This is a genomic window from Streptoverticillium olivoreticuli subsp. olivoreticuli (assembly GCF_003391135.1).
Taxonomy (GTDB): Bacteria; Actinomycetota; Actinomycetes; order Streptomycetales; family Streptomycetaceae; genus Streptomyces; species Streptomyces blastmyceticus.
Genome location: NZ_CP031455.1, coordinates 7944354 through 7960175 on the forward strand (window position 1 = coordinate 7944354; position 15822 = coordinate 7960175).

Below are 15822 nucleotides of genomic sequence, written 5' to 3' on the forward strand. Positions count from 1 at the left end.
ATAAGTAAATGCACATCCTATGCAGCAAGGCGGGGTGCGGATCCCGGCTGTTCCGCCGTCGCCCCAGGTCAGTAGAGTTCCGATGCCCCCTGACCACCGCAGATCCCTAAGGTGCGCCCCCGTGAGCCACGCCCCCGTGACCGTCGTAGGCATCGGCGCCGACGGCTGGCCCGGTCTCCCCCCGGCCTCCCGGGAGGCGCTGTGCGGCGCCGACGTGCTGATCGGTGGCCCCCGCCAGCTGGAACTGCTGCCCGCGCAGTGCGCGGGGGAGCGCGTCCCCTGGCCCTCGCCGCTGCGCCCCGCCGTGCCGGGACTGCTGGCGGAGCACGCCGGGCGGCGGGTCTGCGTGCTGGCCAGCGGCGACCCCATGTTCTTCGGCATCGGCCGCACGCTCGTGGACGTCCTCGGCGACGCCGCCCGCCTGCGGGTGCTGCCGCACCCCTCCTCCGTGTCGTACGCCTGCGCCCGGCTCGGCTGGCCGCTGGACGACACCGAGGTGCTCAGCCTCGTCGGCCGCCCCCTCGCGGCCCTCTCCGCCGCCCTGCACCACGGGCGACGGCTGCTGCTCCTCAGCTCCGGCGCGAACACCCCCGCCGAGGTCGCCGGACTGCTGGACGCGCGCGGCTTCGGGCCGAGCAGGATGACCGTGCTCGAACAGCTCGGCGGCGAGCGCGAGCGCCACGTCGAGGGAACGGCCGCCGGCTGGGAGCGGCCGCCCGGTGACGCCCTCAACGTGATCGCCGTCGAGTGCCTGCGCGCGCCCGGCGCGCCCCGCCTGCCGCTCACGCCCGGCCTGCCGGACGAAGCCTTCGAGCACGACGGGCAGTTGACGAAGCGCCATGTACGGGCCGTGACGCTGGCCGCCCTCGCCCCGGCCCCCGGCGAGCTGCTGTGGGACGTGGGCGGCGGTTCCGGCTCCATCGGCATCGAGTGGATGCGCGCCCACCGCTCGTGCCGGGCCGTCACCGTCGAACGCGACGCCGTACGGGCCGGGCGCATCGCCCGCAACGCCGAGGCGCTGGGCGTGCCCGCGCTGCGCGTCGTCACCGGCGCGGCCCCCGCGGCGCTCGCCGGACTGCCCGTGCCCGACGCGGTGTTCATCGGCGGCGGGCTCACCGCGCCCGGCCTGCTCGCCGTCTGCTGGGACGCCCTCCCCGAGGGCGGGCGGCTCGTCGCCAACACCGTCACCCTGGAGTCCGAGGCGCAGCTCACCGACTGGTACCGGCGCCACGGCGGCGAGCTGACGCGCCTCGCCGTCGCCCGCGCCGTCCCCGTCGGCGGCTTCACGGGCTGGCGGCAGGCGATGCCCGTGACGCAGTGGGCGGTGGTCAAGCCGGCGGCCGGAGCCGACGGCGCAGCACCGGCGCGCCCCTGACCTGCCCAGGTACGGAAGAACAGCCCACCATCCCGCTAGGAGACCTCCAGCCATGACCGTGTACTTCATCGGTGCCGGCCCCGGCGCCGCCGACCTGATCACGGTGCGCGGTGCGCGGACGCTCGCCCGCTGCGGCGTCTGCCTCTACGCGGGCAGCCTCGTGCCGCGTGAACTCCTCGCCGAGTGCCCGCCCGACGCCCGCCTCGTCGACACGGCGCGGCTGGACCTGGACCAGATCACGGACGAGTTCGTCCGCGCCCACGAGGCCGGTCACGACGTGGCCCGGCTGCACTCCGGCGACCCCGCCGTCTTCAGCGCGGTCGCCGAGCAGATGCGGCGCCTGGACGCCGTGGGCATCCCGTACGAGATCGTGCCCGGCGTGCCCTCCTTCGCGGCGGCCGCCGCCGCGCTCGGCCGCGAGCTGACCGTCCCCACCGTGGGCCAGACCGTGATCCTCACCCGCATCGCCCAGCAGGCCACCCCCATGCCCCCGGGTGAGGACCTGGCCACGCTCGGCCGCAGCGGCGCCCTGCTCGTCCTGCACCTCGCGACCCGCTACACCGACCGCGTCGTCTCCGAACTCCTCCCGCACTACGGCGCCGACTGCCCCGCCGCCGTCGTCGCCATGGCCAGCCGCCCCGACGAACTCGTCCTGCGCGGCACGCTCGCCGACATCGCCGGACAGGTGAAGGAGGCGGGCGTGGTGCGGACGGCGGTCATCATCGTCGGCCGCACGCTGGCGGCGGAGCAGTTCCCGGACAGCCACCTGTACTCCACGGCGCGTGAGCGCTGAGGCGTGGCCACCCCCGCGTGGAACCCCGCGTGGCATCGGCGCACGGCTCGGGCGGACGCACCAGGTCTAACCTGGAGATATCACCCGGGAGGTGAGGCCGTCATGGCATTTATGCAGATAGTCGACTGCAAGACCCGCAGTTACGACGACATGAATCGGCTCATGGACGAGTGGGTCGAGGCGACCGAGGGCAAGCGCACCGCCACCCACGCCGTCGTCGGCCGGGACCGCTCCGACAGCGATCACTATGTGGAGATCATAGAGTTCCCCTCGTACGAGGAGGCGATGAGGAACTCGGATCTCCCGGAGACCAACCGCATCTTCGAGGAGATGGTGGCCCTCTGCGAGGGTGAGCCCGCCTTCACCGACCTCGACGTGGTCCGCGACGAACAGCTCAACAAGACGACGGCCCGCCGCTTCTTCGAGGACATCGCCGTCGGGGGCGACCTCGGCCTCGTCGACGAGCTGTTCGCCGCCGACTACCACGACCACGACATCGGCAAGGAGACGGACACCGCCATCGGGTCCGGCGTCGTCAAGGACGACGTCACCCGCTGGCGCGACGCGTTCGACTTCCACTTCGCTCTCCACGGCCAACTCGCCGAAGGCGACGAGGTGGTGACGCGATGGACGTGGCGGGGCACGCACACGGGGGAGTTCATGGGCGTCGCACCGACCGACCGGGACGTGGAGATGACGGGCGTCACGGTCTTCCGCTTCCGCGCCGGCCGGATCCAGGAAGGCTGGTGGACGTACGACCTGCTGCGCCTGGCCCGGCAGTTGGGCGCGGTGCGGATGTAGTTCCGGGGAGGGGCGTTCGTCAACCGGCCCCGGGGCCGAGAGGTTCCGCCCGCCCCACTATCGTTCCCGCGCGGTCGATGCAGATGACGTCGACCGCGACCGGCGCACCCCGCAGCACCGCGAGAGCCTCGTCGCGCGCGGCGACCGCGACCAGATCACCCAGCGGAACGCCGCGCGCGGCGCACCGCTGGAGCGCGTCCAGGCCCGTGTTCGCGGCGGCGACCGCCGCCGCGAGGCCGGCATCGGCCCCGCCCCGCCGGGCCAGCTCCGCCAGGAACCCCTTGTCGACCTGCGAGCGCGCCGAATGCAGATCCAGATGCCCCGCCGCCAGCTTGGACAGCTTCGCGAAACCGCCCGCCACCGTCAGCCGGTCCACCGGGTGCCGGCGGATGTACTTCAGCACCGCGCCCGCGAAGTCGCCCATGTCCAGCAGGGCGTCCTCCGGCAGGCCGTGCACGGCCACCGCGACCTTCTCCGACGTGGAACCCGTACAGCCCGCCACGTGCGTACGGCCCGCCGCGCGCGCCACGTCCACACCGCGCCGGATGCTGTCGATCCAGGCGGAACAGGAATACGGCACGACGATGCCCGTGGTGCCCAGGATGGACAGCCCGCCCAGGATGCCGAGCCTGGGGTTCCAGGTGGAGCGGGCGATCTCCTCGCCGTGGTCCACGGAGATCTCCACCTCGACGTCGCCCGTGCCGCCGTGCCGCGCCGCGACCTCGGCGACGTGGTCGCGCATCAGCTGCCGGGGCACGGGGTTCACGGCGGGTTCGCCGACGGGCAGCGGCAGCCCGGGGCGGGTCACGGTCCCCACGCCGGGACCGGCGCGGAAGACCACCCCGGAACCGGGCGGCAGTACGCGTACGGTCGAGCGGATCAGCGCGCCGTGCGTCACGTCCGGGTCGTCCCCGGCGTCCTTGACGACCGCGGCCATGGCCCGGCCCCCGCCCAGTTCCTCGGCGGCGAGCGCGAAGGCGGGCGTCTGCCCCTTGGGCAGCGTGATCGTCACCGGGTCGGGGAAGTCGCCGGTGAGCAGCGCGGTGTAGGCGGCGGTCGTCGCGGCCGTCGCGCAGGCACCCGTCGTCCAGCCGTGCCGCAGCCCGGTGTGGGCGAGTTGCGCGGTACGCCCGCCCTTGGGCTGCGCGGCCTCGGTCTCAGTCACGGTGGCCTCCGGCCGTAGAGTGGGCCCCGACCCATGAACGCCCGGCAGCAGCACGGGCACAGCGAACGGAAGGGCCCGCGGTGAGCGCCGAGCGCCACGTCCTGATCCTGGGCGGCACGACCGAGGCGCGCCGCCTGGCCGCCGAGCTGGCGGCGGACCCGGCCCTGCGCGTCACCAGCTCCCTCGCGGGGCGCGTCGCCGAGCCCCGGCTGCCCGCGGGGGAGGTGCGCATCGGGGGGTTCGGAGGGCCCGGCGGCCTGGCCCGCTGGCTGCGCGAGCAGCAGGTGGACGCGCTCATCGACGCCACCCATCCTTTCGCCGGCACGATCAGTTTCAACGCGGCGGAGGCGGCCGCCTCCGCCCGTGTCCCGCTGCTCGCCCTGCGCCGCCCGGGGTGGGTCGCGGGCCCGGGGGACCGCTGGACTTCCGTGGCGTCGCTGGACGAGGCGGCGCGGGCGCTGCCCGCGCTGGGGGAACGGGTGTTCCTGACCACGGGCCGGATGGGGCTGGCCGCCTTCGCGCATCTTGAGGATATGTGGTTCCTCGTACGCTCCGTGGACGCCCCCGAGCCGCCGGTGCCCGCGCGGATGGAGACGCTGCTGGACCGTGGCCCCTTCACGCTCGACGGCGAGCGCTTGCTGCTGCGTCGGCACCGCATTGACGTCGTCGTGACGAAGGACTCCGGCGGGGCGGCGACTTCGGCGAAGCTTGTCGCCGCGCGGGAGGCGGGGGTTCCGGTGGTGGTGGTGCGGCGGCCTTGTGTGCCTCGCGATGTGCGTGAGGTCGCTGATCCGGGTGCGGCCGCGTCGTGGCTGAGGGAGATTCTTCCCCAGCCCCGCCCCTTCCCGTAACCGGGGCGGGTGCCCCGGACCCCCGGCCGTGGGTCCGTTGCCGCCTGCGGCGGGAGCGGCCTGCGGCCGCGTCCTCAAACGCCGGACGGGCTGAATTGTGTGGACCTAGCCGCGAATTCAGCCCGTCCGGCGTTTGAGGACAGCGCGCGGAGCGTGCTTCGGGGTCTGGGGCGGAGCCCCAGTTACGGGAAGCCCCGATGCTCGTAAGTAGGTGTTCTGGAGCCTAGTGCCTGGTCAGGGCATGCGGAAGCCCTCACCAGCCGTGGAGTAGCCCGATGGTCCGAATGCTCATGTTTCACTCAAATAGGATCGGTCGCGGCGAGATGTGCGCTGTCATGAACCATGAGCATCCGTACACGGCGCCGTCGCGCGCTGGTGGTGACGTTGATAGTCGGCGGTGGCTTGCTGCTGGCTGCCTCGGCTGTCTGGTGGGGTGGACCGGTATGGCGGGTACTCGTACCGATGGCGCGGCCCGGGTGGTCCGGCCTTAAACCGGATGTCAAGGCTTCGACTGAGGCACAGTCCCGGTCGGCCGTCATGCAGGCTATGTCGACTTTCATTCAAGCCATAGGAGGTTTGGGCGCAGGCTTACTCTTGATCTACGCGGCCCTCAACTACCGCTTGAACCGTCGAGGACAGGAGACAGACCGGTTCGTCAAAGCTCTCGAACGACTCGGTTCCGGCCAGCGGTACGTACGCATCGGCGGAGTCCTGGCCATGGAACAGATCGTTGAGGATGCCCCGGGGCATGCCTCCCACGCTGCCCGGGTCCTCAACGACTTCATCCGTGACTGCGCCCCTCGTAGACCCGAGTCGGAGCCCATCACTCGTCAGCGTGTCACCGAAGCACGCCGCGCGGCACGCCATCGCCCCGCTTCCCGAGTGGAAATCAAACCGGCGCTTCCCCGAGAGCTTGACGCCGATGTGCAACGGGCTCTCACCCTGCTCACTCGCCCTTCCTTTCGCTGCCACGTTGATGCAAACGAATTCATCGACCTCGTCGATTTTCACCTCACTGGTGCCCAACTTGCTGGAGCGAATCTCATCGGCGCCCAACTCGTCAGGGCTGACCTCACCGGCGCCCGACTCGACGAAGCGAACCTCGCTGGCGCCTGGCTCGGCGGGGCGAACCTCACTGGCGCTCTGCTCCTTCGGGCGAACCTCACCGGCGCCCGACTCGACGAAGCGAACCTCGCTGGCGCTCTGCTCCTTCGGGCGGATCTCACCGGCGCTCATCTCGACAGGGTGAACCTCACCGGCGCCGTGCTTCACTCGGCCAACTTGCGATCAGCGCAGGGGCTGACGGTTACGCAAGTAATGCGTGCAGATCTAACAACGACCACCCAACTGCCCCCTGCCATAGCAGCCGATCCGCGTGTCATCGCAAGGATCAAGGAATCCGAAGAGCTCGACAGGCCCCAGCTTGGTCTTGCTGCTCAGCAGAAAGCCCCGCCCGGCACGTGGCCGGACAGGGCCGGGTAGCAGCCTGGATCAGCCGCAGAACGACTCTTCAACGGCACTGACGATGCGGGCCGCTTGGTCGTCGCTCAAGCTCGGCACCGTTCCGCCCTGGTAGCGCTGCTTTGCGTTGCTGCGCACTGTGTCCGGGTCCTTGTGCTGCTTGAGGTCTGCGCACACGTCCCGGGCACGGCTCACGGCGCGGCTCTCCTTGACGACCAAGCCTGGGTCGACGTCCCGCAGTGCGGCTATGAGTTTGGCCGTCTGCGCAGTGTCGGGCGAGGGGACGCCGGAACTCGGTCTCGGCGCGGCTGTGGTCGGCTGCTTTGCGGGCTTGGCGGGCGCTGTGGCGGACGGTTTGGCTTCGGCCTCGGCATTGTCCTTGTCGTCCTCGAACAGCGACAGGATTCCCCCGAGTACGAGCACGCCCGCACCGACCGTGATCCATGTACGGGTCTTCTTCTGCACTGTGGCCCCTCCTTACCGGCAACTGCAAGATCACTCGTGCTTATCACGCATCGGCACCGTAGACGTGGGATAGATCGATATCCGCCACGGGGCAGCGGAAAGCCCCGCCCGGCACGATGGCCGAACGGGGCTGGTTCCGTCTTGAGGGCTCTACCGGATCACGTCGTCCGGGGTCGGTCCGGCGCCCAGCTTCGGGGCGCACACGGGGCAGGCGTACAGGGTTCTTCCAGAGCTGCTGGTGCCCTGTATCCATCGGATGGCGACGGGGGCGCGGGTGACCGTCTTGCACTCGGTGCAAGGTTCCACGTGGGCAGTCGGCACGACAGGGAACCGCTCGTCCAGAGTCATGCGGACACCCCCGCGGTGGTGAACGAGGACGCCGGGAACGGGGCTCCGGGGTAGCTGTACGGGTAGTCCTCGCCGAGCGTGGCGAGGAAGAGAGCTCGTCGCCGTTCTTGGATCACGCGGAGTTCTAGGGTGTCCTCGGCTTGGCGCCGGAACAGCTCGGCCGCTTCTTCCTTGCTCGGGCTCCGCCACGGGGACAACCACGGGCTGACGGGGGCGGGCTCGGGGGTCGGCACGGGCACATGGGCGGGGTCCGCTGCGTGGCGTCCGTGGGCGGGCTTGAGCAGGCGGAACAGCAGCACCGCAACGGGTGCCAGCACCGCCACCAGGGCGAGGGCGATAACATCGCGCATAAGTCGTTCAGCTCCTTCGAAGCTGTCTCGGCGAGCCCCGGCGGACCGGTCCTAAGCGGTCTTCCGGGGCGTTTTCGTGTTCGACGATAGCCCTTTACGTCAAGACACGTAAAGGCTCGTAAAGGAACGTCAACGAACGTGGCCGTAAGTGTGCTGTCGTTGTCCTCGCGCTAGCGTCGTCGGCATGGACTACAGCCCCGACGCGAAGATCATTCGCGATGCGCCCGAGCCCCCGTTTGAACAGCTCGCGGGCATCCTGCGGGCGCGCATCGCCCGCGGGGACTGGAAGCCCCGTCGTCCGATCCCTGCCGAGTCCCGGTTGGGCGAGGAGTACGAACTTTCGCGGCCGACCGTCCGCCGTGCGATCGCTGTCCTGGTGGCCGATGACGTGCTGTTCGTCGTCCCGCAGCGAGGTACATACGTCCAGGGCAGCGAGCCCGCCGGCGAGGGCGCGTCGTAGCCTCCGGCCGCGAGTGTTACCGGAGCCGTGACGGGCGCGCGGTGGCGTCTGCCGAAGCGGCATACGATCATCGGCGGGCCCCGGTCTGGTGCCGGTGGAGTCGGCAATGGGAAAGACCGGGGCCCAATCAGCGCAGAGCCCCGCCCGCACGCCTCGGAGGGAAGCGCACGGGCGGGGCCCAGAGGTGGCACCCTCACCTGCGAAGCGGCACCCCAGTGAAGGGGCGGACCGGGGCGAGAGCTCAAGCGCGTCTGCTTGGTCCGGGCACGTCTGCCCACGCTCAAGGCTTGTCCGGTCGGGGGTGCCACCAGATCGGGGTTACATCGGAGGGGACTCCGTCACGGGTTGATCGTGAAGGAGCAGTTGCAGTCTCCGCATTCGCAGTACGCCGACCCATCTTCCTGCGGGTAGACGGTGACATTGCTGGACCCGCAATTGGTGCAGTTCATGACACTCCTAACGCTTGGTCACTGAAAGACCGAATGCGCGGACAGGCAACCAGGTTCCTCGCACATGATGAGCACCCCTAGAGAGCCCTGGTCATGGACTGAGACCCGCGCGGAGTTGCACCGCTTGCACCTGAGCCTGCCTTGTGCCCCCAGGTGCGCCCTGGCCCGTGCATTGGTCTTGTTGGTGATCTCGGGCTTGTGCATGACTTCTCCTGCCGTCCGCTTATATGCCTGTGGCTGGTGTCACATGGTCCCGCACTCGGCATCCACGTGTGCAGGAGTTACGTACACCCGCCCGGCCGCCGACCGTCCTAAGGGGGCGACCGGGCGGGCGTGGTTCCCGCCCCTGCCGGGATAGGTGATGTGTAAGAGGCGCATCATCCATGACCCAGCGGGGCGGAGTCTGTTGAAGCCTTCCGGCTGTCCCCCGTACAGCCGGAAGGGGGTGGGTACCCGGTCGACCGCTGGACCTCAACCGACGGTCGACCGGGCGTTGGTGCCCGCCCCTCTGTCATCGGCATGGCGCCTCGGGGGATGCGGGCGCCGCAGAGGGGCAGGCGGTCTAGGGGGTGCCGTGCTGGTGCGGCAGGCAGAACGCTTCGAGCCGCTGCGCGGCGTCGACCAGCGTGCGCAACTCGTCCATGCCTTCCTGCCACTCGCGCAACCGGGCAATGACGACCTGGGCGAGTTGATCGCGGAATTCCTGGGTGTCGTAGACGGTCGGGCTGTAGGCGGGGGTCAGCGCGTCCGCCGTCACGTCACCTGCCGGGGGCGCAGGGGGTTCGGCCGATGCGACCACGAAGGGCGGGCGAGTGCGCTCCGCGTCGGCGGGATGCTGCTCAACTATCGGCCAGTGAGGCTCGGGCATCACACCTCCCCGTGGGCACGCGCGTTGTGGGTGCCCCATCCCGCGCTGAACTCGGCCAACTCTTTCTCAGCCCTGCGGATCGCGGCTTTGTCGCGCTGCACCTTGGCCCACTGAAGCCTTCCTGTAGCCCCGTTGACGGCGTCTCGGAACCGGTCACAGACTCGGCAATGGATCACCATCTACGCGCCCGGTTGAGCAGGGTGACGCGGGCGCGAAGGCGCTCGTTGTCGGTGGCTCGGCGGTACGTGGTGGTGTGCCAGGGGTCTCCGCCGTCCAGCGGGCGAAGAGTCACCTTCCGGCCGTCCCAACCGATCACCTTGCCGACTTGATCGCGCGCGGGGTCGGTGACCAGCTCCCCTAGTCCGGGGGCCCATTGGGCGGTTCCGTGCTGGTTGACGGCGAAGGCCGTCCGGTGCTGATCATCCATTGCGGTGCGCCTCCTCCCAGTGCCGGCGGGACTCTTCGCGGGCCCACGCGTCCAGGTCCCAGTCACAGGCCACCCACGCCGACCGGCGCATGTTGTTCAGGCTCGTACAGCGCTTGCACTGATCGACGAGCATGCCGACGACGATGCCGCCGACGCCGGGCGAGTGAGGCAATGAGGGCAACGGTTCCGCCCTCCGCTTGGTGCGAACGTTCTTGCTGGACATGGCCGCTCCCCTCCGTAGTGCTTCCACTGCCGGGGAGGTTCAGCGTGACCTACAGTCAGAGTGTCTTCAACTTGCGAGGATTGCTCGGAGAGTTGGGAGCCTGGATGGTGAACCGTAAGGAACTGGACCCCGAAGAGTCGCCTGGTGCGCGCTTCGGGCAGCGGTTACGTGCGCTGCGGGACGAGCGCGGCTGGACGCAAGACGATCTAGGCGAGCGCATGGGGTGCTCCGGAACGCACATTTCCGCCGTCGAAACTGGTCGACGTCCGCCAACTACCCGCTTTGCGAAGAGTGCCGACAGGGTGTTCGGCACGGGGGACAGACTCGAACGTCAGAGCAGTGCCGTGCGTCACACGGCGCTCATTGAAGGATTCCCGGAGTACGTGACGCACGAAGCACGAGCCACAGAGGTCAGGCTGTATGAGGTGGGCGTCATCCCTGGTCTGCTCCAGACACCGGAGTATGCAGCGACGCTAGAAGCGGATGCGGTACGGCGGGAGGCGATCACTCCCGAACAAGCTGACGAGCGAGTGCAGCTGGTGGCGAAACGGCAAGCCACCCTTGTACGGTCGCCGTCGCCCCTGATCTTCGCGGTACTTGACGAAGGGTGCATCCGCCGACCGATGGGGGACCCTGCTGTCATGGATGCTCAGTTCGCGCGCCTGCTTGAGTTCGCCGAGCTGCCGAACACCGTGTTGCAAGTTGCGCCGTTCTCCATGGGGGCGCGCAGGCCGTTCAACTTGCCGCTCTACATCCTGACGCTGCCGGACCGCTCGCTGATGTCCTACGCCGAATCGGCCCACCGGGGCCATCTCGAACGTGAAAGTACGTTCGTACTGCCCGTACTGACCGCCTACCATCAGTTGCAGGCCGAAGCGCTTTCTCAGGCTGCATCTGTGGCCGTGATCGAGCAGGTACGAAAGGGCATCTCGTGAAGACCGATTCCCCCCGTTGGTTCAAGTCCTCCTACAGTGGTAACGGCGGCGCCTGCGTCGAGATTGCCGCCGACTTTGTCACCACGCGCGGCGTGGTCCCCGTCCGTGACTCCAAGGACCCGAACGGCCCGGTCATGGACTTCCCCGCCGATGCATTCTCATCCTTCGTGGCAGGCGTCAAGGCTGGACAGTTCGGCAGCGTCTGACCACTCCTGACTACCCGAAGCGCGTTACAGGCCCCGCCGCTCCATCCTCTTCGGAGCGGCGGGTCTTGGTATTAGGCAGCAAGGCCGAAGGACACGAACACGGCTCGGGCCCGCTGGTCGGGCGGTCCTGGCTCGGGCGTGAGGTCAGCGAGGTACACGCCCCACGCGCGCGCCGCCCCTCGACCCCGTCACTCTTTACAAGTGGCGGGGCGTGTCGCAGATGCCCGCAGGGCGCAGCCCTCTGCCGCGGACTCGGCGTATGGCGTCCAGTTTGGTGGGCTTGTGCTGCCCGTACTGGCATGCGGTCCATGGCTCGTCCCACTGCACCCAGATTCCGGATTCGGGGCTGCGGACCCACTCGACCGAGCCGGCGAGCACGCGCGTGGGGGTGTGCCTGGCCAACAGGCGGAAGCCCGAGTACTTGGCGGTTCGCAGCAGGCGTGCCACGACTCCGCCTTGTGATTCCAGAATCAGGGCCAGATCCTCACACGATCCGATCTGGTCCTCGCCCAGCACGGTGGGCAGGGTGGGGCACTCCGTCCAGCCCGCTTGGGTCTGTACATGCACCGTTGTCTGAACTCGGGACTCCTTGCAGTGTGTAGCCATGCGACCACGCTAGATCAGGTGTTCGATCTTGGGAAGGGGAATTTACGGATATGGGTAGCGTGGGTGATCTTGCCCAGTGCGGCCTAGGTTCGGCGGCTCTTGACGGGCGAACCCTGCCGCTGTACGCAAAAATCCCCCGCCGAAGCGGGGGATTTGGGCTATCGGACGTCGCGGCGGTCCGGCGGACCGGACAGCAGTAGTGGGACCTCGCCGGCTCGGCGGGTGACCGTAGCGACTGTGCGCCCCTCGACGTCCCGGACGTGAATGTCCACCAGGGCGCCGCAGCGGGTGACGGTCACGGTTCCGCCGTCACGAGTCGGGATGGTCACCACGTGAGCGCCCATTCCGCGAGCGTCTTCCGCCCTTTGCTGGAGTTGCAGGGTTGGCATGCGGGCGCCACGTTGCGCTCTACGTCGTGCCCGCCGAACCCAAGCGGGGCCACGTGGTCAAGGGTCGTAGCCTCGCTGTCGCAGTAGCAGCAGCGCGAGCCCCAACGCTCGAATATCGCCGCGCGGCTGTACGGCTCGTGGTCGGCGCCGTACCGGCGAGCCCGATCCTTGGACTTGTGCCGAGCGTGCGCGTCCGGGTTCTCACGCTTCCACTGTCTGGCTCGGGCCTGCTCTTGGTCCCGATGGGCGTCACGCCAACGTTTTCTGGAGGCTCGAACCTTGTCTCGGTTGCGTTCTCGGCAGTCCCGCGCCCGCTCGCGGACTACCTCTCGGTTGGCATCTGCGTGCGCCTTTGCCGCGGCACGCTTACAGACCTTGCAAGCGCCCGTCAGCCCGTCACGGTTGTCGGGTGCCGCGTAGAACTCCCCAACTGCTTTAGTCACTCGACACTTTGCGCAGGTCTTCACCATGCCCGAGCTCCCGCCCGGTACAGCTCGGCGAAACGTTTCTGCGCTTTGCAGCGAGCTTCGTGCACTGCCTTTGGGGTGGTGTTCATGTCCGCAGCCAACTCCGCGTCCGAACCGTGCTGCCCGTAGTCACGCACCGGGGATATGCCGTGATCGGCTTTGAGTACGTGACGCTGCCGTTCGCTCAACAGGCCCAAGCTGTGGTGGACTTGCTTGCGGATGGTCTTGCGCCTGGTGCTCTCGTAGTCGGTGTGATCGAGCAGATCGGCAGGGACACCACTCTCGGCAGCGACCACGTCCCCGAGGGTGATTGTGTCGCCGTACAGGTCTTCATTCAGCGGGCGGTCGAGCGAATCCGTGCCGAGCCAGGACAGCAGCGCGGCATGCGCGTGCCCAGGGCTCATCTTGCGCGAACCCATCGCATCGGTGCTCGCGATCCGAGCCGCGTCATAGGGGTCGCCGGCCGCCAAGGTCAGGGCTAGGTCGAAATCCTTCACCGCCTGCTCAGTGACACCGGGTCGGCTGATCTGCCGTCGAAGATTACGCATCACAGAGCGCAACTCCCTGTCAATGAACGCCATGAACTGGGCACCGCTTTCGCCGTCAAATTTCCCGAGGTACTCCCATACAGTGATGCGGCCAGCCTGAGCAAGATCTTCCGCCAAATCATGGTCAGTTAGACCGAAATTTGTGGCGTAGTTAGAGGCTCGTTGCAGGATAAGGGTTTCCGTCTCCGCTATTACGGCACTTACTGCATCGATTTCGTTCCGCTTGGCTGCCGCAATCATGTCCGCAGTCAGGTGCGTCATTGAGCATCGCTCCGTGTTCGGGTGGCTTTGCTCCTCGTGGGGAGCAGGGCTTGCCCGGAACGGGGCGTGCGAAGGCCAGAAAGGGGCCGTGACCCTTACTCAATGCGCTTTAAAAAGGGCATGAAAAAGCCCCGTCCCGGTGTCGCAGGACGGGGCTTGCGCATTGCCTAATCACTGCTTGCTTTCCGAACTTAGGGGTCGGAAATGAAAGCGGCAAAGCTGTTAATACAGTTGAAAGCGGGACACATTGCTTTAAAAGCTCTAAATCACACCCCTAGTTGAGATCTTCATGTCACGCCGAGTGAAAGTTGTGAAGGGTCTTCACTCGCGAGAATGGTTTGCGCCGTCTGCTCTCCTACTTGAGGAGGATCAAGGGCTCGCCCTCTTGATCACTTCGTGACCATTGGCAGCACAACCGAGGGCGGGTGTTAAATGTCCGCGAGCAAATACCACGGCGCTCGGCGAAGGCGGTGATCAGTAATCGGCGCCGTACAGGCTGCCCCACGACCGGCCGCCTATCTCTGCCTCGGCCTCGATGGGCACCCCGTAGAGGGGCCACGTCATGCACTTTTCGAACTCGCGGGCTATCTCCTCGGCCTCCTTCTTTGGGACTGAAGCCAACAGCTCGTCATGAATAGGCAAGCGGCAGTATTCGAGCAGTCCAGCGGATTCGGTATTCAACATGGACTGTCCGAGCACGTCACGGGCAGCGCTTTGACACATGTAGTTCGTTACGGCGTATGTGCGGTCCCGGTCCAATGGCAGCCGGCGACCGGTCGCAGAAATCGAGACCATGCCTGTTTGAAATGCCTCGCGCTGCCAGCGTGAAGCGGCTCGACGAATCTCCGGATACAGCTTGTCGTACGCCCTTAGGGCGCGCTGTACATCCTCGATAGGGGCGCCAGACTGACGCGAGATCGTTTGCGCACCGCCGCCGTACACCTTCCCGAACCCGATTGCCTTAGCTAGCTTTCGATGGGCTTTGGTGAAGTTCCGACCGAATACGAGTCGGGCCGTGAAGTCGTGCAGATCCTCGCCCCCGGATATCGCCTCTTTCATACGCCTCACGTCGGCGAGGGCAGCGAGGACGCGCATTTCTACGGCGCTGAAGTCAGTTGAGATCACGACGTGCCCGTCATCGGCGAGCAGACAGCGCCGGATCATGGCGTCCGAGGACGGAAGGGTTTGGAGCGCCGGACGCGTGATGGACATCCGACCCGTGCGAGCGGCGAGCGGGGATATGAACGGGTGCACGCGACCCGCGGCGTCCACAGTGTCCAGGAACGTCCGCGCGTACGCCTTCCCCCACTTCCCGGCCCGCTTGCTCCGAAGTACCGCCACAGCCAAGGGATTTGGCGTGCGGGTGTCGAGCGGTTCGCCCTGTAGGGACAGGTCCGCGAGGCGGGACAGGACTGCCTTGTCCACCTTGACGGCCCCCGAGTCGGTCCGCTCGGTCAGCGTCTCGCCCATGCCCACGAACGCCTCGGCCAACTGCGCCGTCGAGTTGACGTTGGTCACCCCGTACCGCGCGGCCTGGTCGGCGTACTGCTGTGCGTCGTCGCGTAGCCGGCGGTCGAGCTGGTGCGTGTAGTCGAGATCGAGCACCAGGCCCGTGCGCTGCATGTGGGCGCACAGCCTCGCTATCTCATGCTCGTACGTGACCAGCTCGGGGCGCACACCGAGCCGCGCGAGTTCGCGCCGTAGCTTCGGTTCGAGCCGAGCAGTCAGCAGTACGTCAAGCCCCGCGTAGAGAAGGAAAGTTGGGTCTTCCAGCGGGATGCCTGCCCACCCGGTTTCTTTGGTCAGCCCGAGGGACCTGAATACCGCGGTAAGCCCCGCCTGAGTGTCGGGCGAGGCGGGGTCTACCCAATACGCGGAAAGGGGCTTCAAGCCCGTACCTATGCCGCCCTCTTGGGGCTGCCTCGGGTCAATGAGCGCCGCCAACACGCGCGTGTCTGTCGTCCACGGTGCGAGGTCTTCCAGGGGAATGCCCGCGTGCCGGTCCAACACCAGCCAGTCATAGGGCGCGTTGTGGATGAGGATGTGGCGTGCCCGCGCCAGCGCGTCACGGGCGGAAGAGGCGAAGTACCCGCCTCGCTCGTATGGCAAAACCCACGCGTCGTGAGCGTCGCCAAACTGCACTGTGCGGAGCCGGAAAGTCGAACTGAAAACGTCCAGGCCCGTGGTCTCGGTGTCCACGGCGATTGGCCCGCGCCCGCGTGCCTGGTAGAACCATTCCCAGAACTCGTCTAGATCGTTGGTGGTCTCGGGCACGTGTACCGTGACCGGCTCGCTGGCTATCTCATACCGGAAAACCTTCATAACTTCCCCCTCAAAGCAAAAAAGGGGGCTGCCCACCTGGTGTAGGTGAGCA

General features: G+C 67.8%; 19 protein-coding genes. 8 read left to right on the forward strand and 11 right to left on the reverse strand.

The annotated features are described in order from the left end of the window. Positions 1 to 82: 82 nt before the first annotated feature. The 3 genes from cbiE to DXZ73_RS34430 all read left to right on the forward strand — a co-directional run bounded on the left by cbiE (position 83) and on the right by DXZ73_RS34430 (position 2969). Positions 83 to 1375, forward strand: a complete 1293-nt coding sequence (gene cbiE, locus DXZ73_RS34420) for a precorrin-6y C5,15-methyltransferase (decarboxylating) subunit CbiE (RefSeq protein ID WP_116214849.1) — start codon at positions 83 to 85, stop codon at positions 1373 to 1375. A 52-nt stretch (positions 1376 to 1427) separates the two neighbouring features. Next, positions 1428 to 2168 (forward strand): precorrin-4 C(11)-methyltransferase, encoded by a 741-nt coding sequence (gene cobM / locus DXZ73_RS34425; RefSeq protein ID WP_116214850.1) that lies wholly within the window; start codon positions 1428 to 1430, stop codon positions 2166 to 2168. A gap of 102 nt (positions 2169 to 2270) precedes the next feature. Then, a complete protein-coding gene (locus tag DXZ73_RS34430; RefSeq protein ID WP_116214851.1) occupies positions 2271 to 2969 on the forward strand; it encodes an ester cyclase in 699 nt (232 codons plus the stop codon). A gap of 19 nt (positions 2970 to 2988) precedes the next feature. Here the strand turns inward: DXZ73_RS34430 and DXZ73_RS34435 are convergent, their stop codons facing one another. Beyond that, entirely contained in the window at positions 2989 to 4134 is a 1146-nt protein-coding gene (locus tag DXZ73_RS34435) for a cobalt-precorrin-5B (C(1))-methyltransferase (RefSeq protein ID WP_116214852.1), read from the reverse strand. Between the two features lie 80 nt (positions 4135 to 4214). On the opposite strand from DXZ73_RS34435, the gene DXZ73_RS34440 reads away from it, so the two are divergent. Both DXZ73_RS34440 and DXZ73_RS40695 read left to right on the forward strand, forming a co-directional pair. Next, positions 4215 to 4985, forward strand: coding sequence for a cobalt-precorrin-6A reductase (locus DXZ73_RS34440; RefSeq protein ID WP_116214853.1), 771 nt, complete (start codon positions 4215 to 4217; stop codon positions 4983 to 4985). Positions 4986 to 5702: 717 nt separating this feature from the next. Continuing rightward, positions 5703 to 6467, forward strand: a complete 765-nt coding sequence (locus DXZ73_RS40695) for a pentapeptide repeat-containing protein (RefSeq protein ID WP_425315935.1) — start codon at positions 5703 to 5705, stop codon at positions 6465 to 6467. 9 nt (positions 6468 to 6476) lie between these two features. On the opposite strand, the gene DXZ73_RS34450 is transcribed toward DXZ73_RS40695, so the two are convergent. After that, positions 6477 to 6911 carry a DUF732 domain-containing protein gene (locus DXZ73_RS34450; protein WP_116214855.1) on the reverse strand — a complete coding sequence of 145 codons (435 nt, stop codon included), beginning with the start codon at positions 6909 to 6911 and terminating at the stop codon, positions 6477 to 6479. A gap of 344 nt (positions 6912 to 7255) precedes the next feature. Continuing rightward, complete coding sequence (locus DXZ73_RS34460; protein WP_116214857.1) at positions 7256 to 7609, reverse strand: hypothetical protein; 354 nt, start codon at positions 7607 to 7609, stop codon at positions 7256 to 7258. Positions 7610 to 7793: 184 nt separating this feature from the next. Between DXZ73_RS34460 and DXZ73_RS34465 the strand changes: the two genes are divergently transcribed. Then, positions 7794 to 8069 (forward strand): winged helix-turn-helix domain-containing protein, encoded by a 276-nt coding sequence (locus DXZ73_RS34465; protein ID WP_116214858.1) that lies wholly within the window; start codon positions 7794 to 7796, stop codon positions 8067 to 8069. A 1011-nt stretch (positions 8070 to 9080) separates the two neighbouring features. On the opposite strand, the gene DXZ73_RS34470 is transcribed toward DXZ73_RS34465, so the two are convergent. From DXZ73_RS34470 to DXZ73_RS34480, 3 genes are all read right to left on the reverse strand, one after another. Further along, positions 9081 to 9386 carry a hypothetical protein gene (locus DXZ73_RS34470; protein ID WP_116214859.1) on the reverse strand — a complete coding sequence of 102 codons (306 nt, stop codon included), beginning with the start codon at positions 9384 to 9386 and terminating at the stop codon, positions 9081 to 9083. A 172-nt stretch (positions 9387 to 9558) separates the two neighbouring features. Continuing rightward, positions 9559 to 9813, reverse strand: coding sequence for a hypothetical protein (locus DXZ73_RS34475; protein ID WP_240351619.1), 255 nt, complete (start codon positions 9811 to 9813; stop codon positions 9559 to 9561). Further along, positions 9806 to 10036, reverse strand: a complete 231-nt coding sequence (locus DXZ73_RS34480; protein ID WP_162890442.1) for a hypothetical protein — start codon at positions 10034 to 10036, stop codon at positions 9806 to 9808. The genes DXZ73_RS34475 and DXZ73_RS34480 overlap by 8 nt, the downstream gene beginning before the upstream one ends. A gap of 104 nt (positions 10037 to 10140) precedes the next feature. On the opposite strand from DXZ73_RS34480, the gene DXZ73_RS34485 reads away from it, so the two are divergent. Then, a complete protein-coding gene (locus DXZ73_RS34485) occupies positions 10141 to 10971 on the forward strand; it encodes a helix-turn-helix domain-containing protein (protein WP_116214861.1) in 831 nt (276 codons plus the stop codon). Further along, positions 10968 to 11177 carry a DUF397 domain-containing protein gene (locus DXZ73_RS34490; protein WP_116214862.1) on the forward strand — a complete coding sequence of 70 codons (210 nt, stop codon included), beginning with the start codon at positions 10968 to 10970 and terminating at the stop codon, positions 11175 to 11177. Before DXZ73_RS34485 ends, DXZ73_RS34490 begins: the two co-directional genes overlap by 4 nt. Before the next feature lie 195 nt (positions 11178 to 11372). Here DXZ73_RS34490 and DXZ73_RS34495 read toward each other — a convergent pair whose 3' ends face one another. The 5 genes from DXZ73_RS34495 to DXZ73_RS34515 all read right to left on the reverse strand — a co-directional run bounded on the left by DXZ73_RS34495 (position 11373) and on the right by DXZ73_RS34515 (position 15770). Further along, positions 11373 to 11783 (reverse strand): hypothetical protein, encoded by a 411-nt coding sequence (locus DXZ73_RS34495; RefSeq protein ID WP_162890443.1) that lies wholly within the window; start codon positions 11781 to 11783, stop codon positions 11373 to 11375. 158 nt (positions 11784 to 11941) lie between these two features. Further along, entirely contained in the window at positions 11942 to 12127 is a 186-nt protein-coding gene (locus tag DXZ73_RS34500) for a hypothetical protein (protein ID WP_116214864.1), read from the reverse strand. After that, positions 12109 to 12642, reverse strand: coding sequence for an HNH endonuclease (locus tag DXZ73_RS40700; RefSeq protein ID WP_116214865.1), 534 nt, complete (start codon positions 12640 to 12642; stop codon positions 12109 to 12111). The genes DXZ73_RS34500 and DXZ73_RS40700 overlap by 19 nt, the downstream gene beginning before the upstream one ends. After that, positions 12636 to 13448 carry a sigma factor gene (locus DXZ73_RS34510; RefSeq protein ID WP_116214866.1) on the reverse strand — a complete coding sequence of 271 codons (813 nt, stop codon included), beginning with the start codon at positions 13446 to 13448 and terminating at the stop codon, positions 12636 to 12638. Before DXZ73_RS34510 ends, DXZ73_RS40700 begins: the two co-directional genes overlap by 7 nt. Positions 13449 to 13922: 474 nt before the next feature. Beyond that, positions 13923 to 15770, reverse strand: a complete 1848-nt coding sequence (locus DXZ73_RS34515) for a DNA polymerase (protein ID WP_116214867.1) — start codon at positions 15768 to 15770, stop codon at positions 13923 to 13925. Positions 15771 to 15822: the final 52 nt, after the last annotated feature.